The sequence below is a fragment of the Coleofasciculus sp. E2-BRE-01 genome, from assembly GCF_040221695.1.
Classification (GTDB): Bacteria; Cyanobacteriota; Cyanobacteriia; order Cyanobacteriales; family Coleofasciculaceae; genus Coleofasciculus.
This window is the reverse complement of the sequence record NZ_JAVKEA010000051.1, coordinates 16,692-43,625: the sequence shown is the minus strand read 5'-3', so window position 1 is coordinate 43,625 and position 26,934 is coordinate 16,692. Positions and strand designations below refer to the sequence as shown.

The window sequence follows — 26,934 nt, the reverse complement described above, 5'->3', positions numbered from 1 at the left end:
ATCTCATTACCTTGAAAATGATCCCCCTTAATCCTCCCGGCGTTTTAGGGGAAACTCAAGCCATTCCAGTTCCCTCCCCTTGGCATGGGGTGGGTTTGGGTGGGGTCAGATCAAGGTATCGCTTTGTGTTTAAGCGTAAGTTGACACCAATGTACGCCACTATTCTCCTATCCTTTTATCCATTCTGCCGCACCCACGCCTGATATTTTTGTGTCTCAAATAACAAAGGATTTAAGCCAAACCAACTTCCCTGTTCATCCTGATACTCAAACACAAATAAACTTTGCAATAACGCTTGATATTCATGATCGCCTTTAACCTTTTGTTCCCGCACCACTTGAAACAATAACTCCCATTCATGATTATCAATTGCCAATAATAAACTATCCCGTTCTTGGCGAATGACCATTTCCAAAATCGGGCGAGAAATCGGCGGATCTTGCTCCTGGAGACAGGCATAAAGCATCCCCAACAAACTTCTTACATGACCGCCACTAATCTTGCACAGTCGGTCTAATGTGTCAAGACTATCAAATACTTTGGTGACACTTGCTAAACGTTCCTCGGCTGTCGCTTCTGGAAATGCCCGGGCTAAAATCATCTGTCGCAGTAGCGCAATTCCTCCCGGATGATCTTGACCATCGCGGGAGAAGACTGGCACCATAGATAAGACAATCGGACTACGACCATTTCCGAGACGATTCTTTAACGGTTCTCGTAAATTGGAGAAAATTAGCGATAGGGGAAGGGTATACACCAAATGGCAATTGAGTTGACTTAATTGTTCGCCGCGATCGACAAAAATATATTCGGGAAGGGGTTTGCTGGAGGCTGCGGTTTCTTGGTTGGGAATGCGATCTAAGTTATCGACAATGACGACTAATCCTTTTTGATCTAGTTGCTTCAATTGTGCAATAGCAACTTCGAGGATTTCCTGATTAATATACTCTAAAATTTGACTGGTTTGGGGTTCCAGATGCTGTCTGAGTTTGGAACGCATCTGCTGGCTATTTTTGGCTTTGATCGTCAGTTTGGCAATTTTATCGGGAAGGGAGACTTCAAAGTTGCCCTCGGTACTCGCTTTAACTGTACCAATCCCCGGAACTTTGGCTTCCCCTCCCACTTCTATCGGTGTCTGTAGCACATCAATAGTTTTCTGTAAAAACGCCTTAAATCCACCCGGTTGTAACGCCACCCGACTCGATTCTAAACTGGCGCTCACCTGACGGGCGATCGCGAGTAGAATATCGGTAATATCAACATCCGCGACATCTAAATCATCGGTGGCTTGAAAATAGACGACATGAAAGTTCAACGCCTCCAACTCCATCTTTAACCGCAATAACTCTGTAGACTTGCCACAGCCAATATGTCCGGTGAATAATTGACAGGTGGGTTCGTTAGGTGATAGCCGTGCGATCGTTCGTTTTAGGGCTTCAATTGCCTTACCACCCCGCACTCCAGCAAATTCGATGTAATACTTGTTATCCTCAGCATTTTTCATGTTTAGAGTTTTGCTGGGATTACACGCCGCAAAAAATCGTTCTAAATCTAACCTCATGAGAGTCTATTCAGTGATGGGTAACCATTAATCCAGCCAATTTAAAATTCAAGATTCAAACAAAAAATCTGCCGTATCAAGGTAGACAGATTCATGACTAAAAACTAAAGACAAATGACAAATGATGAAGTCTTAATGCGTTGACACAGCCGCTTCTAAACCCAATAGATTCATCAACCGTTCACTATCAAAATGTTCTCCCATAAGCTGTTGGATGCACTGGGCTTTAATGGATTCGCGCAGGCGTACTTGACCAAAAGCGCGATCGATAATTTCCACCGTTGTCAGGGTATCGAGATCCACTGATAAGATAGGGATTTCTAGTTCTTCAGCCCGGTTGACAATTAACGGTTGGGGTGGTATTTGCCCTGTTAGAATCAGACAGTGGGTTGATGTTTCCAGTGCTGCCATTTGGATATCCGTGCGATCGCCTCCGGTGACGACTGCCATGTGCTTGCCTTTGCGGAAATATTTTAGGGCAGAGTTGACATTCATCGCGCCAATGGTCAAACTTTGAACCAATAAATCTATCCGATCCGGACGGCAAAGCACTTGAGCATCGAGTTGATGAATCAATTCTCGAACCGTAACGCTGCGGAGTAAATCGTTTTGAGGTAGAATCCCTAATACGGGAATACCTTGCGCCTCTAGAAACGGTTGAACAGTGGATTGGACGATTTCCAGTTGATCTGCCGGAACCGCATTAATCACAACTCCCCGTAAGCGATCGCCAAGTTGGTTTTTGGCAGATAGCAGCGTTTCCACCAGTAGCACCGAATGAAAACGGCTGACTAATATAATTGAAGCCTCTATTTCCTGAGCAATGTTCAGCAATGAGAGGTCAAATAAATTGCCTTCAAACAGGGTACTCGGTCCTTCGAGTACCATTAAATCACCAATTGGCGGCTGGAGATAGGACTTCAGCGATGCACGATAATTGGTCGAATCCTCACCCCGCAAGCGTTTCTGCATCGTCTGATCATCCAGATAGAGTAGAGGCGATCGCACCCGTTTTTCTGGTAGATCTAGGATAGACGGAATAAACTGCACATCATCGCCTTCCCGATTCAGTTGATTCACATACTCAGTGCAGCCTAAAAGCTTACCATAACCAATATCTAGTCCTTTACTTTTAAGCTGATGGGCGATGCCCAGAATGATGGCGGACTTGCCACTATATGCTTCAGTTGATCCGATTAGTAAATAATTCACGGATTTTGTCACCCCTAATTTCGCTCCTCTGTTCAAAATGCCACTTGAGTTTACTCGTCACGTAGTAGTTTGCGATAAAACGTCTGGGAAAAATCCGTCAAGCGGGTACGCTTGAAATTCAAAATCACTTCGATTAAGTAGTTAATAAATTCAGAATTCGGCAACGTTACCTCATAACTCAGTTCCGCATTGCCGTCAAACTGTAATCGGCAGCGAGTGGGTTCTGAAGGGAGTTTAGAGACAAACCAGGTTGCCACAAAAGGAATGCTCTCACCGCCTTCAATACGGCGATTCCCTTCTAACGATCCCTGTTGATACAGACTAATCGCCAGAGGGAGAGCATTGCGCTTAGCGCCTTGATAATAAGGCATGTAGACACCGACGGCGGCTTTTTCAGCAGGCTGAAGTTTCTCGATAGACATAGCTGACTAACGTCTTGTTCCAATAGTGAGAATGCCATGCACTCTCGTTGAAGGCTAATAAATTATAGAAAACCGATGCGGTTGAATTAGAGAGGTTTCTCCCAAATTGTTTACTCTATCTCGATCTTAGGTGGTTTTGGTTCCTGTATGCTACTTTCTAATGAAGCATTTAGACTAAAACCGCGATAAGCCATGAGTGAGACAATCTTTAGCAAGATTATCCGTCGGGAAATCCCGGCTGACATTGTTTACGAGGATGATCTAGTCCTAGCGTTCAAGGATGTTGCACCCAAAGCCCCCGTTCATATTCTGCTCATTCCCAAACAACCGATTCCCCAGCTAGCGGCGGCGGAGTCCCACGATCACGCCCTCATGGGGCATCTGCTGTTAACCGCCAAGCGAGTGGCTGAACAAGTGGGTTTGAATCAAGGGTATCGGGTGGTGATCAACAACGGTGCTGATGGCGGTCAAACCGTGGATCATCTACATTTACACATTTTAGGCGGACGCCAGATGGACTGGCCCCCCGGTTAAAAGTTGGGGTGTGGGGGGTGGAGGTGCGGAGGGGCGGAGGGGTGCAGGAAGATAATTTCGTAAAGATTCTTTGAATAACGTGACAAAATATAACATTACCGTAAAACAACAAAGAATTAAGCCCTGAATTAATAGAAGCCGCTCCACGTCTACGGGCTAAAAGCTCGCGTCCCGTTAAAACGGGTTCAAAGACTTACCCAATAAGTTTATATACTTCGCATGGTCAGAGTCTGTCATTCTGAACGGAGCGATAGCTGAGTGAAGAATCTCTACCAGATGTTTCGCTGCCGTTCTTTCGCTTCGCTCAGGACTCCGCGAACCCTGACAGAAAAGTCAGCGATATTCCGCTTAAGTCAGTACTACTCTATTGAGGATTGTTGTTGCTTGTTAATTGTGCTAAAAAAAGAGAATTAATTTCTTCCCCTCATGCTTTTGTACTCTTACCCCTAGTCAAACCCTATGCTGGTTTTCCCTGACTATCAAACCCAGGCGCAAGTCTACGAAAGCGCTAATTCCCTCGTCTACCGCGCTATCCGCACTCAAGATAGTCAACCAGTTATCCTCAAACTACTGAAACAAGATTATCCTACACCGGAAGAATTAGTTCGCTATAGGCAAGAGTATGATTTGACTCACCACCTTAATTTAGAAGGGGTATGTCGTTCCCTGAGTCTGGAACCCTATCAAAATACCTTAGTCATTGTCTTTGAAGACTTTGGGGGTGAGTCTCTCAGACAGTGGATGAATCAGTATTCCTTCACCCTAGAGGACTTTTTACAGATTGCGATCGCGACAACCACAAGTTTAGCTCAAGTCCACGCCGCTAACATTATTCACAAAGATATTAACCCTGCCAATATTGTTTACAATCCCAACACGAAACAGCTAAAACTGATTGATTTTGGCATTTCTACGGTGTTATCACGGGAAACGCCAACTCTGAAAAACCCGAATGTGTTGGAAGGTACATTGGCATATATGTCACCGGAACAAACCGGGAGAATGAATCGTTCCCTCGATTACCGCACAGATTTCTATTCCCTCGGTGCTACCTTTTATGAACTGCTAACCGGAAAACTCCCCTTTGAAACCACGGATGTCTTGGAGTTAGTCCATTGTCATCTAGCGAAACAACCCATACCCCCCCACGAACTCGTAGGGGCGCACCGACGTGCGCCCTTGAACCAACCTGCGCCCTACGACGATGCACCTTTACCCACCATCATCTCAGAGATTGTCATGAAATTAATGGCAAAAACCGCTGAGGAGCGATATCAAAGTGCCTTGGGAATCAAAGCCGATTTAGAAGAATGCCAGCGTCAAGTTCACGAAAAATGTATTATCTCAAATTTCCCCCTCGCTTGTCACGATAGTCCCGATAAATTTCAAATCCCCCAAAAGCTTTACGGGAGAGAACGTGAAATTGAACAATTAATTAGTGCTTTTGAGCGAGTGTCAGAACGCAGTGAAGTGATGTTGGTTGTTGGCTACTCAGGAATTGGTAAATCTGCTTTAGTACAAGAACTCTACAAACCCGTTACCCAAAAGCGCGGTTATTTCATTTCCGGTAAGTTTGACCAGTATCAGCGTGGTATTCCCTACAGTGGAATTGTTAATGCATTTCAGGAATTAGTCAAACAACTGTTAACCGAACCGGAAGCCCAGCTTCAAGAATGGCGAGAGAAAATTTTGTCGGCGTTAGGCGTTAATGGACAAGTCATTATTGATGTCATTCCAGAGGTTGAATGGATTATTGGCAAGCCACCTGAAATACCAGAACTGGGGGCGACAGAAGCACAAAATCGATTTAATTTAGTCTTTCAGAACTTCATCAACGTTTTTACTGATACCTCCCATCCTCTCGCCTTATTTATTGATGATTTGCAATGGGCAGATGGTGCGTCTTTAAAACTCATCCAAGTGTTAATGTCCGCTGCGTCACCTGGACTATTTTTAATTGGCGCGTATCGAGACAATGAGGTGTTTCCAGCACATCCGCTAATGCTAATGTTAGAGGAGATTACCAAAGCTGGGTCAATTGTCAATCAGATTTCTTTGTCTCCCCTAGATTTACCTACCGTTACTCAACTCATTTGTGATACCCTCAACTGCTCTGAAGACAGGGCTAAATCGCTGGCTAAATTGGTGGATTTTAAAACAGGCGGAAACCCCTTCTTTATGAATGAGTTTCTCACGTCACTTTATACAGAAGGGTTATTGGAATTCACCTATTCTACCCTGAGTAATGGAGAAATGAAAGGACAATGGCAATGGGATTTAGAACAAATTAACTCACTAGGATTCACAGACAATGTTGTTGAACTGATGGCGAGTAAAATTCAAAAGCTGCCAGAAAGTACACAACACCTCTTAAAGATAGCGGCTTGTATTGGTAATCAGTTTGACCTCAAAACCCTAGCAAGCAGTTGTGAAAAATCGCTGCAAGATACAGCCAATGAATTACATGGAGCTGTTGCTTCGAGTTTGGTTATACCTCTAGGAAGTCGGGAAGATGTAAAATTAGCGCTTATCGAGAGTGAATCTACCAATTACCAACCTCCTGAATATAAGTTTGTTCATGACAGAATTCAGCAAGCGGCGTATTCGTTAATTTCCGAAGAACACAAGCCAGTCATTCATCAGCAAATTGGACAACTACTGCTGCAAAACACTCCGAAAGAAAGGCGAGAAGCAAAACTCTTTGAGATTGTTAATCAACTTAATTTAGGCAAGAAACTTATATCGAATCAGTCAGAACGCAATGAACTGGCTCAATTGAATCTACAAGCCGGGAAGAAAGCGAAAGCTTCAGCAGCATATCATTCAGGATTTAATTACCTGAAATTTGGGATGAAATTGCTAAAAAAAAATGGTTGGCAACTTCAGTATTGCTTGGCATTAGCACTTTATAAGGAAGCCGCAGAGGTTACTTATCTCATTGGTGACTTTGAAAAGATGAATAGATTCATTAAAATTGTGCTGCAAAATGCAAAAAATATTTTAGATAGCAGCAGCATCATTGAAATAAAAATTATCGCATTAACCAATCAAAATAAACTAGAGCTAGCAATCAATACAGCAATAAAATTCCTAGAAAAGTTTGGAATTTACTTGCCAAATAATCCCAATAAAATTGATGCATTTGTTTTTATGAAAAAAACTAAAATTGCTTTGTGCTTGAAAAGCCATAAAAAATTAATTGATCTGCCTACAATGACAAATCCTTCTAAATTAGCAGCTATTCGTATTTTAGTTAGCGTACAGAGTGCAACCTTTAGATCCTTACCTAACTTATATACGCTGATTGTATGTCAACAAGTCATTTTATCAATTCAATATGGTAATACTTCTTCATCAGCATTTGGGTATGCTTGTTATGCACAATTAATCAATGGAATAGAGGAAGATTTTGAGTCTGGTTATCGATTTGGTAAGTTAGCTTTAAGTCTATTTAGCAAATTCAATTCAAGTAAACTTGAATCTCAAGTTTTAACTATAGTCAATGCAGGTATAGTACATTGGAAAGAATCTATCAATAAAACATTGTACTCACTTAAAAAAGCTTATTTGAGTGGAATAGAAAATGGAAACTTTTCCTTTGCGGCACACGCAGCCTTTCTATATTCTTATCATTCCTACATTATAGGGATAAATTTGGTGCAACTTGAACAGGAGATGGCTTGCTATGGCAGTATAATAAATAAACTCAAGCAACCAACAATTTTGACTGTGCATAAAATGAATTATCAAGTAGTTCTTAATTTACTAGGATTGTCCGATAATCCATGCAGTTTAATCGGAAAATATTATGATGAAGAACAAATGTTGCCTTTTTATTTGACATCTAAAGATAGAAGTGCAGCTTATAGATTATTTTTACATAAAACTACATTGTTTTATTTGTTTGAAGAGTACAGAAAAGCTTATCACTATGCGAAATTGGCAGAACAATATTTAGATGGAGCTATAGGAACAGTAGCTTTTTCTCAGTTTTATTTTTACTACTCTTTAATCTTAACAAGTTTGTTAGGTAGTATAAAAAATAATAGAGATTTGTCTATAATAAGCAAAAATATAAACAAAATAAAAAAATGGTCAAACTTTTCAAGAATCAATTACTTACACAAATTTTATCTTGTGGAGGCAGAACGATATCGGGTTTTGGGTAAAGATTTCTTAGCAGCAGATTATTACGATCGCGCCATTGCTCTTGCCAAAGAAAACGACTATATTAATGAAGCTGCTCTCGCTTACGAACTCGCTGCCAAATTCTATCTGTCTCAAGGAAAAGAACTAATTGCCAGAGCTTATATGCAAGAGGCGCGTTACTGGTATCAGCGATGGGGCGCTAAGGCTAAGGTCAAAGATTTAGAAACGCGATATTCCCAGTTATTATCTATCAATCAATCAATCAATCAATCAGAAATCAAAGACAATCAAATTGTTACAACTCAAACGGGCAGTCGTTCAACATCACATCTAGATATCGCCACAGTGATGAAAGCTTCACAGGCAATTTCTGGGGAAATAGTGCTGGAAAAATTACTATCCAGTTTGATGAAAATTCTGATTGAGAATGTTGGGGCGCAAAAAGGATATTTAATTTTAGAACATCAGGGACAACTACTGATTGAAGCGACAGGAAGTATTGATTCAGAGCAAGTAACCCTGTTACAATCAATTCCTGTAGCGAACTCTCAGGTTGTCTCACAAGCAATTGTCAATTATGTCGCCAGAACAAAAGACAGTGTGGTATTAAATGATGCAACCCGCGAAGGCAACTTTACCCATGATGCTTATATTCAAGACAATCAGCCGAAGTCAATTCTGTGCTTTCCCCTAATTGATCAAGGTCAACTGGTTAGTATTGTTTACTTAGAAAATAATCTAACAACAGGAGCGTTTACTGCTGAACGAGTGGAACTGTTGAAACTTTTATCAGGACAAGCTGCTATCTCAATCCAAAATTCTCAACTTTTTACCGACATCCGCAAACTAAACAAGGCGTATGAGCGATTTGTGCCAAATCAATTCCTCCAGTTTTTACAGAAAAACAGTATTGTTGATGTGGAATTAGGCAATCAAGTTCAGTTAGAAATGTCGGTACTATTTTCCGATATTCGCGGATTTACCAGTCTCTCAGAAAAAATGACGCCAGAGGATAACTTCAAGTTTATTAACTCCTACCTCAGCCGCATGGAACCCGCCATTACTGAACATCAGGGGTTTATTGATAAATATATTGGTGATGCGATTATGGCGCTGTTTAGCGGTGAAGCGGATAATGCCGTAAAAGCCGGAATTGCGATGTTGCACCGCCTGACTGATTATAATGAACATCGGGTTAAGTCTGGTTATAAACCTATTCAAAATGGCATTGGAATTAATACAGGATATTTGATGTTGGGAACGGTTGGCGGACAAAACCGGATGGATGGAACCGTGATTAGCGATGCGGTGAATTTAGCCTCTCGCATTGAAAGTCTGACGAAAGAGTATGGTGTATCTTTATTAATCTCCCAGCATACATTTTCCCGCTTGCAAAATCCGACAAATTATGATATTCGTCAAGTGGATAGGGTGAAAGTTAAAGGCAAGTCAGAATTTGTGATTGTTTACGAAGTATTTGATGCTGATTTCCCTGATATTAAAGACAAGAAGTTAGCCACCCTGCAAACTTATACAGAAGCCTGTTCCTACTACAACCTCAATGCCTACAAAGAAGCGGCACAGGGGTTCGAGGAATGTCTACGGCAAAATTCAAGCGATCGCGTGGCACAGATTTACCTGAAGCGCTGTCAAGCCAAGCTTTAAGCCCGTTACCCCATCGGCTTCCGGTTGAGATCAGGAAATTCCAGTACCATAACCTAGTATGGGTTTCCTTTTCCCCAAACCACCCTTGGATTATGCGCCTTAGCCTAGAACCTTTTACTGTTCACAAGCGATTTCCCTTAACCATTAGTCGCGGTACAACCTCCCAAAGCACCAATATCTGGGTGCGGCTAGAACATCAGGGTATAGAGGGTTGGGGTGAAGCCTCTCCCTTTGCGATCGCGACTCCATCCCATCCCTTAACTAAACCTCCCCAAACGACTCAGATGTTGTTGGATGCACTGGAGTTAGTGATACCGACATTAGAAGCTTATACCCCCTGGGAACGCCAGAAAATTGAACGAGTCTTGGCAGATGCGGATGCACCATCGGCGGCTAGGGCGGCGATTGATATCGCATTACAGGATTGGTTAGGAAAACACCTAGGTGTTCCCTTATGGAAATTGTGGGGATGTAATCGTCACCGGATTGTGCCAATTTCCGCCACGGTAGGAATTGGTACACCGGAAGCCGTCAAACAACGAGTGCGAAATTGGATACCGATTACGGGGGGCAATGTGCTTAAAATTAAACTCGGTTCCCCTGACGGAATTGAAGCCGATCGCGAAATGCTATTAGCTATCCGAGATGTCGCCCCCCAAGCCCAGTTAACCGTTGATGCGAATGGCGGTTGGCGTGTAGATGATGCGATAAAAATGTGCGACTGGTTAGCCCCCCAGGGCGTCAAATACGTCGAACAACCTCTTCCCGCCGGACAAGAGGCGGATTTACCTCACCTGTATTCGCGATCGCCTCTACCGATTTTTGTGGATGAAAGCTGCTTTACCAGTGCGGATATTCCGCCCCTCGCTGATTGCATTCATGGGATTAATATCAAACTAATGAAATCCGGTGGATTAACCGAAGCCTTGCGGATGGTACATACCGCCAAAGCCTTTGGGTTACAGGTGATGTATGGCTGCTATTCCGATAGTACCCTCGCTAATACCGCCGCTTCTCACTTATCATCTTTCGCCGATTATCTGGATTTAGACAGCCATTTGAACTTAGCCGACGATCCTTTCACCGGGGCGACGCTGCAAGATGGACGATTGATACCAAATAATTTATCAGGATTGGGAGTACAGCGCCATGTATCTGACAAGTGATCAGCGCGTCGCTATTTTATTACATGAAGGGATTCGCGGCGATCAGGGGAAAACCGGATTAACGCTGCTACGATATAGCGAAGCGACAGTGGTGGCGGTGATTGATCAAGATTGTGCGGGAGAGTCTTTATCTGAATTAACTGGAATTAACTGTAATGCGCCGATTGTGGATTCGGTGAGTTCCGCCCTCGCCTACAATCCCACGATTTTAGCGATTGGAATTGCCCCATCGGGGGGAGGGTTGCCAGAGGTTTGGTGGCAAGAAGTTAAGCAGGGAATCGCGGCTGGACTTTCCGTTTATAACGGCTTGCATACGCCAATGGCATCTGATCCCGAATTACGGGAATTACTTCAACCGAATCAACAAATTTGGGATATTCGTCAGGAACCCCAGGATTTAGGGATTGGCAAAGCCCAAGCGCGATCGCTCTCTTGTCAACGGATTTTAACCGTGGGGACGGATATGAGTGTGGGCAAAATGTCTACCAGTATTGAGTTCCATCGTGCAGCTTGTCGAAAGGGAATCAAGTCTAAGTTTTTGGCAACGGGTCAAGCGGGGTTAATGATTGCTGGAGATGGTATTCCTTTAGATGCGATTCGAGTTGATTTTGCGGCGGGTGCGGTTGAACATACGGTGATGAAATTTGGTAATAGTTATGACTTATTAATCATAGAAGGACAGGGTTCACTGATTCATCCCGGTTCTACAGCCACCTTACCCTTAATGCGAGGCACACAACCGACAGGGTTAATAGTAGTTCATCGCGCTGGACAAACTCATATTCGCCATTGTCAGGATGTAATGATTCCACCGTTACCGGAGGTGATTCACCTCTATGAAACTGTGGCTAGGGCGGGAGGGGCGTTTGCACCCATTCCAGTCGTGGCAATTGCCTTAAATACGGGGCATTTGCCAGAGAAGAAAGCACAAGACGCGATCGCCCAGGTTCAGGATGAGACAGGTTTACCTTGTACGGATGTGGTGCGATTTGGGGCAGATTTATTGGTTGATGCTGTAATGGGAACGTTATAATATTTTCCCTATTTGGTGGATTAGAGTTACATCCTCATGAAATCTATCTTACTGGCAAAACTGAGGTTTGTAGTCAGAACTTTAGTGCTTAAGTCAGTACCATTCCATTTAAACTCAATGGGTATTCTAACGATGAAGCGCCGAAACTTCTGCAAAAATGCTGTGCTAGGAACAGCAGGGTTCACCACAGTAGCCTCAACTCAAAGTACTCCTCAACCTGAGGCTTCTACACCAACGCAACCCACGATTCAATGGCGCATGGCAACCAGTTGGCTCAAAAGTGATATTACCTTTGGCGCGGTGGAAGAACTTTGTCAACGAGTGAAGGTGGCGACGAATGGACGGTTTGTGATTATTCCCTATCCGGCGGGTGAAATTGTTCCCCCACTACAGGTGTTTGATGCGGTTAAAGCGGGAACGGTTGAGTGCGGGCATACAACCGCTCTTTACTATCTGGACAAAAATCCCACCTTAATCTTTAGCATTTCTGTTCCCTTTGGACTAACAACGTACCAACAGAATGCTTGGCTACATTATGGGGGGGGTTTAGAGATTATGCATCAGCTCTATGCTGACTTTGGCATTATTGCATTCCCGGCTGGGGCTGTGGGTATCCAAATGGGCGGATGGTTCAACAAAGAAATGAATAGTTCAACTGACTTTAAAGAACTAAAAATTCGCATTCCTGGATGGGGAGCGCAAATTCTCAGCCGTTTTGGGGCGAAAGTGATTATCTTAGGGGGCGATGAAATTTTGGCGGCGCTAAAGACGGGTAGAATTGAGGCAGCCGAATGGCGCAATCCTCATGATGATGAGAAGCTAGGATTGCACCGTGTCGCTCGCTATTACTATTATCCAGGCTGGTGGGAACCGGGCGCGAGTGAAGATATTCTCGTGAGTCGCCAGCAATGGCAAACGTTACCGAAAGCCTATCAGCAAATTTTGCAAGCGGCGGCGACGGAAACGAGTTTGACGATGTTAGCCGCCTTGGATGCAGCGAATGGGGAGGCGCTGAAACGGTTAGTTGAGGGTGGAACCCAATTAAAATCCTACAGCCAAGAGATATTACAAACGGCGTATCAAGTGAGTGTTGACCTTTTGGAAGAAAATGCTCGTCAAGATATAATCTTTAGAGAGGTATATAATAAATGGAAAGCGTTTCGCCGTAAGATTTATCAGTGGAATCGGATCAATGAATTGAGTTTGGAGCAGTTTGTACCTAAAGATTTTAGCTAAAATTAATGATTGAGTCGGGATTGATTCGGGTAAAAGGTGCTAAACTATAAAATTTAAACTCGGTATCAGTTCAACCCGATTACATGGGGCGAGGTTAATACGGTGAGTTTCAGGCTGAATGCTTTTAAATCTAAACTACTCAATCATCGATTTCAAGCTAACCGTCGGAAACTAGCTGTTAAGCTGCGTAATCGGAAAATTGGACAAAAATTAAATATTGCCTTTGGTATTTTAATTGTGATGACGTTTCTGGTGATTGGGCGAAATTATTTGGGGGGGCGAGAGGCTCAAGTCAATATCAATCGAACCCAGAATACACGAGTTCCGACTGTCCTCGCCTCCGCCCAAGCCCAGGCAAATTTGCTGAAAATGTTATCCCAGGTGCGAGCTTATGTAGCAACGGGAGATCCGGAGTACCGCTACCGCTACCAGGAATCGAGACAGAAGTTTGAAGCCGATTTAGCCCAAATGGAGGCGCTGGCGAACCACTCCGCCTCTGATATTCGCGATCGCGTCGGTCAACTGAAACAAACGTATCAGATTTGGTCGGAACTCCCCGATCAGCTAATCGCCTTGCGAGATGACTTGCTGGAAAATCAACCCGCCTTAAAACTCTTGGATAGCCAAGGGAAAAAACCGATTATTATTATTCAGCGAGAGATAGAAGAAATGCTCGATGATCAACAGACGCGATCGCCTTCCGCTACTAACACGGCTCTCCTCAGAGATATGGCTGAGTTTCAAAGTAGTTTTGCTCTCCTCATCTCTGCTTTACAAAGCTACTTAGTCACTCGTTCTCCTTCCTTTCGCTTTGAGTACAATGCTCTGGCTCAAGCCAACCAAAATGCTTGGCAAGAGTTAGTAGCAAAACAACAATTTTTGACGGCTAAACAGCGCACCAGCTTTGATGAAATTGCCAACAGACGTACCGAATTCTTTCGTTTACCCCCACGAATGTTTGAAATTGTTGAAAGTGACCGCTATCGCCAAGAATTATTCTTACTGAAAACCCAAGCTGAACCCCTAGCTGAAGATATGTTGAGCCAGCTTGATCAAATTGTTACTGACCAGCAATTGATGCTAGCTCAGGAATTAAAAAAAGCCAATCGCAGTCTCAATCAAGCGCAATGGCAAACGCTGATTTGGGGAATTTTTGCCTTAATCCTTGCCATCGCTATGGCATTTTGGTTACGCCGACAAATTGCTGAACCGATTAAACGGCTAACAGACGTGACCCGTCGTCTCCAAGAGGGGGATTTGAGTGTTAAAGCGGCGGTTAATTCAACCGATGAAGTGGGGGAACTCGCTGACTCATTTAACCGTATGTCAGGACAACTTCAGCACGCCTTTGTCACCTTAGAAGATAAAGTTACCGAACGCACTGCCCAACTCGCGACAGCGAATCAAGAGATTCAGGCGCTCAATCAGAAGCTGAAAACCGAAAACCTCCGCATGAGCGCTCAACTGGATATTGTCCGTCAAATGCAGCATCTAATTCTACCCAAAGCTGAGGAACTCCAATGTATTGAAAGACTCGATATTGCTGGATTTATGGAACCCGCAGATGAAGTGGGTGGTGATTATTATGATGTACTCTACAGTGACGGTGTTGTCACTATTGGTATCGGTGATGTTACTGGACACGGACTCGAAAGTGGTATTTTAATGCTGATGACTCAAATGGGTGTCCGCACGCTTAAAGAAATTCGCGAAACTGATCCGATTCGATTCCTGGATACGCTTAATCGGACTATTTATAAGAATGTTCAACGGATGAACTCGGACAAAAATTTGACATTAGCGATTCTTAATTATGCCCAAAATCAAGTCAGCATAAGTGGTCAACATGAAGAAACTATTGTAGTGCGAAAGGGTGGCAAAATAGAACGCATTGACACCCTAGATTTAGGGTTTCCCATTGGTTTGGAGTATGAAATTTCCGAATTTATTCGTCATACTCTCGTACCACTCAATCCGGGTGATGGGATTGTCCTTTATACCGATGGGATTACCGAAGCTGAAAATATAAACCGGATTCAGTATGGGATAGAAAAGCTTTGTCAGGTGGTGAGTCAAAATTGGCAAAAGTCGGCGGAGGAGATTAAGCAGGCGGTGATTGATGATGTGCGGCGACACATTGGTCAGCAGAAAGTGTTTGATGATATTACATTGCTAGTGCTGAAGCAACAATAAATGAAATACTCCCTCCCAGCTATTTTCGGTTCTGCCAGTCTTATTTGATTTAAATCCATATTATTGGCGTTGCCGGACTATCCAGGTTCCCAGCTAAAATTTTATTCCCACCCATTTGGGCAACGGCATTTTCAAAACTACTAACCCCTCGACTTTCATCAGGAATAGTTGTTAGGCAATTTTTCAAGAACTCCAAGCAACTAATAAAATTACTTTTTCCTGAACCATTTGAACCGATAAAGACGTTAAGATTATTGAGATAGTTCGACTGATATAATTGTAGATTTTTATAATTTTTTGCTGCCAGAAACTGAAGAATTGGTTGATTCATTTTATTTGTAGCAAATCTGTATTTTCCCAAATATAGCAGCAATCGCCATAGCGGTTAGGATGCATCTTATGGTAGAGACGTAGCATGCTACGTCTCTACAGTCGGAGGGAGAACTATCCAATTCATTCCACTAAGTTTAAAGAGGTGACCTCAAGGATTGTCCCTTCTAGTTTGGTGCTATCAAGTTTGACATTTGTCAAGTCAGTCCCGGCTAAATTGGCGTCGCTTAAATCCGCATCTTTGAGAATCGCCGCCGTTAACTTGGCATAAGCTAAATTAGACCGACCTAAATTGGCTCCATTCAATTTAGCTTCTGTGAGATTAGCTTCAATGAGGTTCGCCCCACTCAAGTTAACCCCACTCAGATTAGCATTGGTGAGGTTGACTCCAATCATATTGGTGATACTGAGATTAGCACCTGTGAGATCGGCGTTACTCAAATTCGCTTTGATCAAGTTAGCGCCGCTCAGGTAAGCAATCATCAGACTGCTATGACTCATATCCGCACAACTCAGTTCAGCCCCACTTAAGTTAGCGCCACTGAGATTGGCATACCGCAGGTTGGCAACGCCAAGTTTGCTGCCAATCAAATTCGCATCCTTGAGGTTAGCATCTCTGAGATCCGCATTACTGAGCGTGGCAATAATCAGATCAGCTCTACTGAGATCCGCTCCAATTAGTTTGGCATCTCGTAAGTTAGCATCACTGAGGTCAGCATTACGCAGGTTAGCTCCCATAAGGTCAGCCCCTCGTAAGTCAGCGTCGCGCAAGTCAGCATCACGCAAGTCGGCATCACGCAGGTCAGCATTCTGAAAGCTTCGCTCTCCTGCTGCGTAACGTGACCGAAATTCGTTTGCATCCATAGGTGTAGGTAGGTTTTGTTTGTTGGGAATTCAGCTTGAATGAGCTTTTCCCAATGCTAAGTTTTAGCACGAACCAGAGGATACCGGAATCCTAACTCACGGAACTGGTTTGGGAATCTCCAGTCAAACTGATCAAGGTTCCTTCTAGCTTAGCTTGATCTAGATTGGCATCGGTCAAATCCGCACTAGCTAAGTTGGCGTCGCGCAGATCTGCATGACACAATAATGCTCCATTTAGCTTGGCATGAGCTAGGTTGGCTCGATACAATTTGGCTTCACTTAAATTGGCACCACTGAGATTGGCTTCAATCAAGTTAGCTCCATTGAGATCAGCACTAATTAGGTTAGCACCACTGAGATCCGCTCCGATGAGATTGGTAATACTTAGATTAGCACCGCTTAAGTTAGCGTCGCTTAAGTTCACTTTAATTAAACTTGCATCACTCAGATAAGCGCGACTCAGGCTGGCGCTCTTGAGGTTAGCACCACTGAGTTCTGCACTGATTAAGTTGGCACCGATCAGATTTGCCTCGCTCAGGTTAGCAACACCCATCTTGGCGCCAATCAGGTTTGCCTCACTCAAGTTAGCCCCTCTCAAATCCGCATCACTGAGGGTGGTAAAAATTAGATCTGCACCCGTTAGATTGGCACCTTGCAAATTAGCTTCGCTTAGATTAGCACCACTCAAGTCAGAATAACTTAGGTCAGCTTGGTTTAGGTCAGCACCAATCAGATTGACACTGCGGAAATTTCTTTCACCTGCGGCATAACGCGACCGAATTTCTGTAGCATCCATAGGTTTTATGTTGTAAATTTAGGCTTAACAAATTTTTACGGCAAAACCAGTTGTCTAATCCTGTTGGGTCACTTCACATCCAAAAAACATAAGACCAATGACCAATCAGATGAAAACCCGATGTTCTAGGGATGGCATCTGGCGGCGAACTTGTTCAAGGCGAGTCGGATTAATTTCTGCGATCGCGACACCCGGTTGATCGCCAGCATCGGCTAAGATCACCCCCCAAGGGTCAACAATCATGGCGTGACCGTGGGTTTTACGCATGGCGTAATGACGTCCCGTTTGGGCGGGTGCAATCACGTAACAGGTGTTTTCAATGGCTCGTGCTTGGAGTAGGACTCGCCAATGATCTTTTCCCGTATACGCGGTAAAGGCAGCCGGAACAAACAGAATGTCAGCCCCTTTATAGGCTAAATGACGGTAAAGTTCTGGGAAGCGAACATCATAGCACACCGATAGTCCTAAGTTGCCCAATGCTTCAGAGTGGCAAACAGGTGGTAGTTGATCCCCTGGCATCACCGTACTCGACTCTTGATAGGTGTTGCCATCGGGAACATTCACATCGAATAAGTGAACTTTTTGATAACGCACCAGTTCGACGCCATTGGGATCGATGAGCAAGGCGGTGTTGTAAACTTTTGTATTGTCTACAGGCACAGGAAATCCTCCCCCAAGCAGCGTGACTTGGAAGCGCTGTGCCATGGTTTTGAGGAATTTTTCACTCTGGAGAGCGATCGCGTCAGCTTGCGCCACTTTGTCTTCTTCTTTACCGAGGAACGAGAAATTTTCCGGTAAAGTAATCAGCTCAGCGCCTTGGCGCACCGCCAATTCAATCAATGTTTCTGCCTCAACCAGATTCTTCTCTAGGTCAGGCAAGCTTGTCATTTGCACAGCAGCGGCAAGATAAGACTTCATCGGTAGCAAGAGTAGAAATGATTTTATAGTTTAAGTTTTTGCCATTAACTATACCAGGCAACGCCGTTGGCAGCCATATTAATCCTGGATGCACTGGCGCGATCGCGTCTGGGAGAGCAGGTATTGGGTCAGGTTCGGTGCATCCTGCCTTTTTGTCACAGCTAACTTAGATTAATTCTTTCTTCAGAAGGATACCCAAAACATAATGATTTAGCTAACTTACTCAGTATAAGGTTAGGCACTTGTCAACTGAGTCAAGGTTTTCTGTAAATAAATGTAATCTTTAATCAAAAACGTGGGGCGTATCAGCGCAACCTTGAAACAAACCCTTAAGGAGTACGTCTTTTTCGATAAGAATCCTGGGTTGCCATTGAAGTGCAATCGTAGATTTGGATACAGTTGGTGATAAAATACACCTGATCTTGAACAGACATCTAAAGAAGGACAAGAAGGAATGAATCTAATTTGTGAAATTACTCAACAAGCGCTATTAACCGGTTATTTAACCCTGGAATCGGAAAATCAACTGCGCCAGCTCCTATCTAGAAACTATGGCACAGAAGACTTGAAAGCCTTCATTCGATTGCAGCAAGCGGTCATGGAAGGCTTGGTTAGGCAAGAGTCTCGTGAACGATTCTTTTCCGGACTATCCCCAGGAAGCTGTATCCAGGAGGTCGCGATCGCGTCTTGACAAAGTTTAAAAACTTGCCATCGAGGGTTGCAAAGGGTCAAAAAAGTATATATTTGGGTTAGCTAAGGCTAAGATTTTTCGGTTGATTTCGATTCATGATATCATATCCGCCGAAACCGTTATTGTTTCCTGTCATTTGGCTACCTTACTCTTTTCCTTTTGTCATCTGTATTCTGAATGTATTTTTTCAGGAATTACTTCGTCGCGACAACAGCGATATTCCACGCCAACCGTTTCATCAAAGGAATCTTTTTTAAACTCTGATCAATTGTCTCCAGCCGCCGATACGTCGGATTTAATCGTTCATATTCGATAATAATCTTTTTCCAGTAACGTTCCTGATTGGGATCAACCTTTTCAATTAAATAGAATCGCAAGAAAATCCAAAGGCTTGCCAGCCAAAAGGTATCATAGCTTACTTGCGAAAACAGAGACTTAACCACCTTGATAATATTAATATCCAAGGGCATTTCATCATCGGTACGCACTTCAGTCGCCATACGCCGATAAATATTAATCACAGGATTATGCTTTAGCGGGTCCCAAAAACAGGCTTTTCCTCCAGGTTTGAGAACACGGTGCATTTCCTTTAGGGCGATTTTGGGATCAGGAATATGGTGCAATAAATTGGAGGCATAAACAATATCAAACGTATTGTCGGCAAAATCCAGCGCCATAGCATTCGCTGTGTGTCCCTCAATATTAACGCCGTTAGCCGCTGCTAATTTTAGCGCCACGTCTACCATTCCGGCTGAATAGTCAGCGGCGACACAATTCGCGCCTTTTTGGGCAAAATAAACGCTATTTTCACCTGCACCACAGCCTAAATCTAAGAGACGTTTACCGCGAATATCGCCTAGTTGTTGCAGAATAAATCGGTTTTCTGGGGCAGTACAGGCTTCAAAATAATCAGCCACGCGAATGCCATCGACATCAATGGCGGCTGCCCAGTTATCATGAAACTGGCGTTCTTTGCTGAGAGTTTCGTCAATCATGTTGTGGGTAAGCAATCTAGAAGGAAAAAGAATCTGTCATGGTAAATTTTATACTACCTGATCATATTTTAAGAAGGGTGGTGAGCAAGGTAGATATAGCAACCGCCATGGCTGTTAGGACACATCATTTATGTAGAGACGTTGCATGCAACGTCTCTACAATGGTGCCGAAAGTCCTAATCGATGTGTCTACTGCTATAGAATCGAGAGTACATCACCTTTGATTCTCCTGTAGGGGCGACCCGCTTGCACAAATGCCCAATTTTGTCCACTCAATTGACTCGGGTCGCCCTGGGATAATATCACCTTTGTCGGTAAAAAAAATGGCGATCGCGCCCTGAAAACAAAGAAGAAATCAGGGAACCCCTGAAGCTCAAAAACCAAACAAGCCAGCTTCGGTAAAAGCTCGGTCTAGGTCAAGTGTTAAACCAAAATTTTCTGCCCACTCCCATAAATAATCAAAATCAAGTTGTTCCCCTTGCACCTTGAGGACTGCCAAGACATCACGCCATTGCTTGTCCGAACCTGAACCCTGCCTCCATCGGAGTTTACTTAAAATAACATCTTCAGGAGAAGCAAAATAGAGCATCGTGTCTTCAAACTCAATCACCCGTCGGCGCTCAAACTTTAGGCGATCAAATTCCTCGGTTCCGGTTATCAGCAAATCAGCACGACTAATGCTCTCCATATCGGTAATTTGCAGGGTTCTCATCCGACCTAATTTCACATCATCAACACCAGGAACATAAAAACCACACTCGCTGAGGGCGTCGGTAAGGCGATCAATATCAGTCGCAGAAATCCCGATAACCAAATCTAAATCCTGTGTTGTCCGGGGTTCACCGTAAGCAATTGCTGCTATCCCACCCGTGATGTAATAGGGAATGGACAAGGCGGTAAAAATGGGATGAAGTTTAACCGCTAACTGTACCGAATCCTGAATCCACATTTGTGACTTGACGGTGGGAATGTAATTAGGAGGGCAATGGTCTTGTAACCACGCTTTGGCAATTTTTTGGGCGAACTGGGTTGGGGAAAGATGTGCAAATTGTTGGCTTAGAGAACACAACGACAGCTTACGGGCGCTCTTTGTCAGCGATGCTGCCATTTTCAACCGATCGCCCGGTGTCCGTTGTCGGAGTAAGTGGAATGTCAACTGATCAGTTTCTATACTGGTGTCTTCAGCCTGGGGACGGTATCCTGATACAACAGAGAATGGAGACATGGCTGGAATTATCGCGATCGCGAGTGCAAGATTTGAGTTTCTTTCTATAATCTTATCGACCCAGTTGTCGTCTCAATTCCCGCAGCATCCGACTGGTTCCTTGTTCAATGGCTTGTTGCACCAATGGGGGAATCAGTTCGGTAATCGACATATCAGGAAAGATGGCTGTTTCTGTTGAGAGACTATAGTCCCCATTGTGGAAAATATAAATCCTAAGCTGGTGATGACGATAAATCCAAACTTCTGGGACTTGTAACGCGGCGTAGGCGTCAAGGGTGGTTTTTGAGGTGACATCACACTCAATAGCCAGATCAGGGGGTGGGTAAATATCCAAATCCATCATCGTGCAACCCTGAACACGGTTGGCGTTTTGGATATAGAGACAGGTATCGGGTTCAACACCAGCAATAACTGGACGTTTGAAGGTTGTCGAACCAAAGTCTTCCCAATCCCGCTCTTGGCTATCTAAAATCGTTTTAACAATATCGGCAATGATGCGATGGGGACGTTCATGAATGGCTAAAGGGGACATGATTGAGAGAATGCCTTGGTAGTAGGCGATGCGAGTGTTCCGTTGTTCGCCTAATTCAGTCAGAATTTGTTCAAAGTCTTGCCAAGATACGTCAGAAATCTGAATGGTGCTACCTGGAGTTAGTTTAATGGCGCGAATGGGAATAGTGACACTCAAGCTATTTTGCTCCAATTGATGCAATTGATGATATCAAATCCACTTAAGAAGCCACGGCGATTAAAATCGCTGCTACACAAACAAAGTCCGCCTGCGCGGACTGGATTATAAATTAGATCCCTGACTTCTCCAAGAAGTCAGGGATCTGGTAAGGAGGATTAAACTGAGGCTACCGCTTTATCTGTCTCGCGATCGCTCTCTTGTTGACCTTGCCCCTGTAACCAACCATAGAGTCGGTTCAGGGCATTCACATAGGCTTGGGCTGATGCCACAATAATATCGGTATTGGCAGCATGACCGGAAAAAACGCGACTGTTATACCGTAGCCGAATTGTGACTTCCCCTAGGGCGTCAATCCCGGCTGTCACTGACTGCACCGAATATTCAATCAGTTCGTTGGGAACATTCACCACCCGGTTAATCGCTTTATATACCGCATCCACTGGACCGGTTCCAATCGCCGCATCCATCAATTCTTCACCTTCTGGGGTGCATAAGGTTACAGTAGCCGTGGGACGAGCATGATCCCCACAGGATACCTGGACTAATTCCAGATGGAAGAGTTCGGGAACTTGGCGGATTTCGTCGTTAACCAGTGCCTCTAAATCCCAATCCGATACCTCTTTTTTCTTATCCGCCACTTCTTTAAACCGGACAAATGCCTTATTCAACTCCGTCTCGGACAGATCAAACCCCAATTCCTTCAGGCGGCTGCGGAAGGCGTTGCGCCCAGAATGCTTACCCAAGACAATCTGATTATCAGTTAAACCGATTAACTTGGCATCCATGATTTCGTAAGTCAGCTTATTTTTGAGGACGCCATCTTGGTGAATTCCCGATTCGTGGGCAAAGGCGTTAGCACCGACAATTGCCTTATTCGGTTGCACTAACATTCCGGTTAAATTCGAGACTAACCGCGAGGTTTTGTAAATCTGGCGCGTGTCAATATTGGTTAATGATTCCTCTGACTCCGGAGGGCGTCCCAAATAGGGGTTGTAAAATTGCCGCCGGACGTGTAATGCCATGACGAGTTCTTCTAAGGCGGCATTTCCTGCCCGTTCGCCAATGCCGTTAATCGTACATTCTAACTGTCGCGCCCCATTTTTCACCGCTTCCAGGAAGTTGGCAACGGCTAATCCTAGGTCATTGTGACCATGAACGGAGATAATCGCTTGGTCGATATTGGGGACATTTTCTTTAATCCCGCGAATCAATCCGCCAAACTCAGTGGGGGTGGTGTAGCCTACGGTATCGGGAATATTCACCGTTGTCGCCCCCGCCGCGATCGCACGTTCTAGCACTTCGTAGAGAAACTCTGGATCAGAACGCCCTGCGTCTTCGGGGGAAAACTCCACATCCTCGACAAAGGATTTGGCATACGCTACCATTTCCTCTGCGATCGCCAATACGTCTTGTCGAGTCTTTTTCAGTTTATATTTTAGATGAATATCAGATGTGGCGATAAATGTATGAATTCGCCCATGGGCAGCAGGTTTGAGGGCTTTGGCGGCGGCTTCGATATCCTGACGAGTGGCTCGGGCTAACCCACAAATTGTCGGTCCTGACTCGACGCCAACGGTTTGAGCAATCTTTTGCACCGCGTCAAAGTCACCGACACTGGCATAGGGGAAACCCGCTTCAATCACATCCACACCGAGTCGTGCTAGTTGCCGTGCGATCGTCAGTTTCTCCTCTACATTTAATGTGGCTCCAGGACACTGTTCGCCATCGCGCAGCGTGGTATCAAAAATAATAATTCGATTGGGTTGTGTGTTCATTTGATTGTCTCCAGTCAGAACTCGTTAATCTTCAATGAGTTAAATCATAAGGGCTAGTTTGTGTGATTAATCAAGAATCCGTTTTCTCGATATAATCACGTATATCATTTAAGTCGATATACCGATCTGTAGCATTTCTTAATTCTCTAGCAATCATTCCTTCCGTTGATACGACTGTAATGTGAGTATTTTTTGAACGCAGCAACTCGATTGCCCGTTCAAAATCACCATCTCCACTAAACAGAATAACTCGGTCATACTGTTCTACAGTATTAAACATATCAACAACAATTTCTATATCAAGATTAGCTTTTTGGGAGTAGCGACCCGAACTATCATCATAATACTCTTTTAAAATTTTAGTTCGGACGGTGTAACCTAGGCTAATTAAGGCATCTCTAAATCCGCGCTGATCTTGGGGATCTTTTAATCCGGTATACCAAAATGCATTAACCAGAACAATATGGGGTTCTTTTCTAAAATATTCTAAGACCCGCTTTGGATCAAAGAACCAGCCATTTTTTTGTTGAGCATAGAACATATTATTCCCATCAACAAAAATAGAAATACGGTTCATCGAGCAAGGCATATAAACTCAGACCTAATAGTTTTGGGAAATTTAAGTGAACTTCTTATTTTAGCAATTTTAATCTAAATATTGGCTGATAGTTAGTCTATCGGCGTAATTCCTAAGCGTTTTAGCGCTATCTAAATGTTCTTACTCTCTCACCTCCAAGTTCAATCCCCTGGCAAAGAAACTCCTGTCGCTAGATTTCTCTCTGCTTTAGAAAACCTTAGCAACTCTATAGGATGTAGACAGGGGGCTATCTTCAAGCTATTCTCAGGCTTGAGAATAACACCAACCCATTAGCTGTAGATGTACTTTATCGAATTCAGCGATTCATCCCCAACTATACCCGATCAGAGTTAGTTAGGGATGAATCGCCAGTAACAGCAAGCTTCCTTGCATTCAAGTCAACGTGTTCGCGGAAGTCCCCATCTTCAGCGTTCGCTTGCGTGCGCGTAGCGCGTAAGCAAGATGGGGAGAGATAGCGGGATGCTGGAAGAATGGAGGCATCCAACTCTTTTTACGCTACACATAAACCGTTATGCCTCCTGATTAACTCGACTTTACTGGGGGCAAATTGCCCAATACGTTTCCATGTGTAGTCGCAAACGGAAAAATTCTGAGTCTTTTTGGTATCGGTAAACCCGCTGACGTAGCCAATGTAGACTTTCCCGGCTTTTTCGGCTCTAACCAAATCACCAATCCTAAGACCAAACGGGGTAATCGTTCCACCCTTACGCTTCCTTACTCCCGACTTATCTGGGACTTCAAAGTGCAATTGACGACGGAAGAATCCATACTCTTTCCCTCGACGCGGCGCACCAGGACGGGTGATGATTTTAAAAGGGGAAGGGGTCACGTTAACGCTACCCTTATGGGTGTAACCCTGGGAGTTAGAGCCAGTGAACGGGACATATCTGACAAAATACCCGCAAGCCAACGTCACCCCATCAACTGCATGGGTTTCCGGTTTGGCTATGGACTTGTTAATCTTGTCCTTCTCTAACCCTAGCTGGGTTCGGAGTTGGGATGTACCGTTCCCATCCTTTTGCCAACCTTCGCGGACATAGACGGGGGCGATTGTTTCCATTTGGGATATTGCCCAATTCTGACCTGTCATCACTGGGGAGAAGCCCTTGCCCGATTTGGCACGTTTGCGTTTGGTCTGATCTACATCGGCTCTAACCCGTTCATACCCAATCGCTGTTACCGGAAAGATAGCCGCTAATTCGGTAACTGTCCGTAACTCCAACTGCCGGGAGGCTTTAATGGATGGAGGAAGTTTGCATTGTTTGCGATTGTCAAATCTGCATTGCCGATGGTTACGTTGTTTGAACGGGACATCCCTGTTGATTCGTCGAGAACGTCGAGACCGTCGTAACATGGCGCGGGTTTCCATCCGTTTTTTAACCCGCCCAAACGGAAGAATAAGGTGCAATTGCAGCAGGGTACATTTAGCGGACTGGACACCGACACCGGAGTAGGACTTACCCGGATCGACTCCAACAGTAATTGGTTGTACTTCCTCTGCCGATAGCGGTGAAGTCAGTTGAACATAGTAAACCCCTAAGTCTGACCACTTCCCCACCGCCTTACTTTCTTTGACCCACCGTCTAGCCCTGGATGGCTTGGTAGGCATCAGTGGTTTTCCTTCTTTGCTAACTACTGGAACACGATTCATAGAGATAATCCATTCGTGTAAATGTTTACGTCTCTTAAGGCATTGATAAGGGTGTGTCCTGGATTTACCCAGTTTTCAGAGATTCCTGAACCTACATTTAATCCAAGCTAGAGAAGTGCTTAGAAGTGGTTATCCCCTAACAACTCATGCCCTATTCATGTACAGACACGCCATGGCGCGTCTCTACTGACAGGTTCCCTCTGCCAATCCGCGTCTTCTCGAAGTAAGGCGCGGTTCATGAACAAGTGTGATAATATTACATATTTTTTCCTAAACATACTGATATAAGCATAATTCTACCGTGGGGTATAAGGAAAGTCACGCCTAGGACATTCTTTACTGTTCCCTATTCCCTATTCCCTATTCCCTCTCCCCACCACAAGACTTATTCAGCAGACCCTAAGTAAGAACACCAGTCGCTCCAACTTCCGGCATAAAGCTTACCCCTTCCCGTTCCAGCTAATTCCAGAGATAAGAGATTCACGCAGGCGGTGACTCCAGAGCCACAATAGACAATGATGTCTGATTTATCTTGGATATCCTGCCATCGCTGTTTTTGCTGATCAGGGGAGTGTAAATAGCTTTGAGCATTCGTTACCTCTTGCCAAGGGTAATTAATCGCTCCAGGGATATGTCCCGCAACGGGGTCAATCGGTTCATGCTCTCCTAAATAGCGATCGCGTGCCCGTGAATCAACCAAAGCCACTTCAGGTAAATCTTTCCGAGTTTTGATCCCGTTGATATCAACCACCCAGTCAGAGCGCACTTGCGGCACAAACTGCCCCGGTTGAGGTTCCGGTATCGCATCAGTTACCGGATACCCTTGAGATTGCCATGCGCCCCAGCCACCATCCAGTACCGCGACGCGATCGTGTCCCAGGTAACGCAGTAACCACCACAGACGCGCCGCAAACGCAAAACGGGAATCATCATAAGCCACGACTAAGGTGTCACCGAATCTGACCCCAATCGCGGCAAGTTTTTGGGCAATTCGGTTGGGATCAGGTAAGGGATGACGCCCGCCATGACGTTCCACAGGGGCAGACAGATCTTGGTTTAAATCCAAGTAATACGCTCCCGGAATGTGACTCGTCTGATACTCTTTATATCCCTGTTGCGGATCAGCAAGGGCAAAACGACAATCAATGACAACCACTGGCGGATCATCAAGGTGTTCTTTTAGAAATTGGGTTGAAATAATAAAAGGATGACCAGTCATCAGATAAAAA

Annotated in this window: 21 protein-coding genes; 7 read left to right on the top strand and 14 right to left on the bottom strand. The window is 44.4% G+C overall.

All coding sequences use genetic code 11. The features are described 5' to 3' along the window. Nucleotides 1-175 precede the first annotated feature (175 nt). The 3 genes from RIG66_RS05810 to ebsA form a co-directional block, all read right to left on the bottom strand. A complete protein-coding gene (locus RIG66_RS05810) occupies nt 176-1,561 on the bottom strand; it encodes a P-loop NTPase fold protein (RefSeq protein WP_446376074.1) in 1,386 nt (461 codons plus the stop codon). Between the two features lie 132 nt (nt 1,562-1,693). Further along, entirely contained in the window at nt 1,694-2,785 is a 1,092-nt protein-coding gene (locus tag RIG66_RS05805; RefSeq protein WP_446376072.1) for a phosphotransacetylase family protein, read from the bottom strand. A 38-nt stretch (nt 2,786-2,823) separates the two neighbouring features. Further along, nucleotides 2,824-3,195, bottom strand: a complete 372-nt coding sequence (gene ebsA, locus RIG66_RS05800; protein WP_446376070.1) for a type IV pilus biogenesis protein EbsA — start codon at nt 3,193-3,195, stop codon at nt 2,824-2,826. Nucleotides 3,196-3,387: 192 nt separating this feature from the next. On the opposite strand from ebsA, the gene RIG66_RS05795 reads away from it, so the two are divergent. From RIG66_RS05795 to RIG66_RS05770, 6 genes are all read left to right on the top strand, one after another. Next, on the top strand, nt 3,388-3,729 hold the full coding sequence (locus tag RIG66_RS05795) for a histidine triad nucleotide-binding protein (RefSeq protein ID WP_446376068.1): 342 nt from the start codon (nt 3,388-3,390) through the stop codon (nt 3,727-3,729). A 459-nt stretch (nt 3,730-4,188) separates the two neighbouring features. Beyond that, a complete protein-coding gene (locus RIG66_RS05790; RefSeq protein ID WP_446376066.1) occupies nt 4,189-9,543 on the top strand; it encodes an AAA family ATPase in 5,355 nt (1,784 codons plus the stop codon). A gap of 92 nt (nt 9,544-9,635) precedes the next feature. Continuing rightward, a complete protein-coding gene (locus RIG66_RS05785; RefSeq protein ID WP_446376163.1) occupies nt 9,636-10,709 on the top strand; it encodes a dipeptide epimerase in 1,074 nt (357 codons plus the stop codon). Beyond that, nucleotides 10,693-11,742: a DUF1611 domain-containing protein gene (locus RIG66_RS05780; RefSeq protein WP_446376064.1), complete on the top strand. Its 1,050-nt coding sequence runs from the start codon at nt 10,693-10,695 to the stop codon at nt 11,740-11,742. The genes RIG66_RS05785 and RIG66_RS05780 overlap by 17 nt, the downstream gene beginning before the upstream one ends. Nucleotides 11,743-11,874: 132 nt before the next feature. Then, nucleotides 11,875-12,978, top strand: coding sequence for a TRAP transporter substrate-binding protein (locus tag RIG66_RS05775; protein WP_446376062.1), 1,104 nt, complete (start codon nt 11,875-11,877; stop codon nt 12,976-12,978). Nucleotides 12,979-13,080: 102 nt separating this feature from the next. Beyond that, a complete protein-coding gene (locus RIG66_RS05770) occupies nt 13,081-15,171 on the top strand; it encodes a SpoIIE family protein phosphatase (RefSeq protein ID WP_446376060.1) in 2,091 nt (696 codons plus the stop codon). Between the two features lie 49 nt (nt 15,172-15,220). Here the strand turns inward: RIG66_RS05770 and RIG66_RS05765 are convergent, their stop codons facing one another. The 4 genes from RIG66_RS05765 to RIG66_RS05750 all read right to left on the bottom strand — a co-directional run bounded on the left by RIG66_RS05765 (nt 15,221) and on the right by RIG66_RS05750 (nt 18,079). Then, nucleotides 15,221-15,502 carry an AAA family ATPase gene (locus tag RIG66_RS05765; RefSeq protein ID WP_446376058.1) on the bottom strand — a complete coding sequence of 94 codons (282 nt, stop codon included), beginning with the start codon at nt 15,500-15,502 and terminating at the stop codon, nt 15,221-15,223. Between the two features lie 122 nt (nt 15,503-15,624). Continuing rightward, nucleotides 15,625-16,365: a pentapeptide repeat-containing protein gene (locus RIG66_RS05760; protein ID WP_446376056.1), complete on the bottom strand. Its 741-nt coding sequence runs from the start codon at nt 16,363-16,365 to the stop codon at nt 15,625-15,627. A 91-nt stretch (nt 16,366-16,456) separates the two neighbouring features. Next, complete coding sequence (locus RIG66_RS05755; protein WP_446376054.1) at nt 16,457-17,161, bottom strand: pentapeptide repeat-containing protein; 705 nt, start codon at nt 17,159-17,161, stop codon at nt 16,457-16,459. Nucleotides 17,162-17,266: 105 nt separating this feature from the next. Continuing rightward, nucleotides 17,267-18,079, bottom strand: coding sequence for a carbon-nitrogen hydrolase family protein (locus tag RIG66_RS05750; protein ID WP_446376052.1), 813 nt, complete (start codon nt 18,077-18,079; stop codon nt 17,267-17,269). A 454-nt stretch (nt 18,080-18,533) separates the two neighbouring features. On the opposite strand from RIG66_RS05750, the gene RIG66_RS05745 reads away from it, so the two are divergent. Then, nucleotides 18,534-18,770, top strand: coding sequence for a hypothetical protein (locus tag RIG66_RS05745; RefSeq protein ID WP_446376050.1), 237 nt, complete (start codon nt 18,534-18,536; stop codon nt 18,768-18,770). Between the two features lie 194 nt (nt 18,771-18,964). Here RIG66_RS05745 and RIG66_RS05740 read toward each other — a convergent pair whose 3' ends face one another. The 7 genes from RIG66_RS05740 to RIG66_RS05710 form a co-directional block, all read right to left on the bottom strand. Beyond that, complete coding sequence (locus RIG66_RS05740; RefSeq protein ID WP_446376048.1) at nt 18,965-19,765, bottom strand: class I SAM-dependent methyltransferase; 801 nt, start codon at nt 19,763-19,765, stop codon at nt 18,965-18,967. 373 nt (nt 19,766-20,138) lie between these two features. Then, nucleotides 20,139-20,990: a hypothetical protein gene (locus RIG66_RS05735; RefSeq protein WP_446376046.1), complete on the bottom strand. Its 852-nt coding sequence runs from the start codon at nt 20,988-20,990 to the stop codon at nt 20,139-20,141. A gap of 52 nt (nt 20,991-21,042) precedes the next feature. Then, complete coding sequence (locus RIG66_RS05730) at nt 21,043-21,678, bottom strand: Uma2 family endonuclease (RefSeq protein WP_446376044.1); 636 nt, start codon at nt 21,676-21,678, stop codon at nt 21,043-21,045. 158 nt (nt 21,679-21,836) lie between these two features. Next, nucleotides 21,837-23,456, bottom strand: coding sequence for a 2-isopropylmalate synthase (locus RIG66_RS05725; RefSeq protein WP_446376042.1), 1,620 nt, complete (start codon nt 23,454-23,456; stop codon nt 21,837-21,839). A gap of 70 nt (nt 23,457-23,526) precedes the next feature. Beyond that, nucleotides 23,527-24,045 carry a LabA-like NYN domain-containing protein gene (locus tag RIG66_RS05720; protein ID WP_006101490.1) on the bottom strand — a complete coding sequence of 173 codons (519 nt, stop codon included), beginning with the start codon at nt 24,043-24,045 and terminating at the stop codon, nt 23,527-23,529. A gap of 499 nt (nt 24,046-24,544) precedes the next feature. Next, a complete protein-coding gene (locus tag RIG66_RS05715; protein WP_446376040.1) occupies nt 24,545-25,705 on the bottom strand; it encodes an RRXRR domain-containing protein in 1,161 nt (386 codons plus the stop codon). Nucleotides 25,706-26,090: 385 nt separating this feature from the next. Then, nucleotides 26,091-26,924: a sulfurtransferase gene (locus RIG66_RS05710; protein WP_446376038.1), complete on the bottom strand. Its 834-nt coding sequence runs from the start codon at nt 26,922-26,924 to the stop codon at nt 26,091-26,093. Nucleotides 26,925-26,934: the final 10 nt, after the last annotated feature.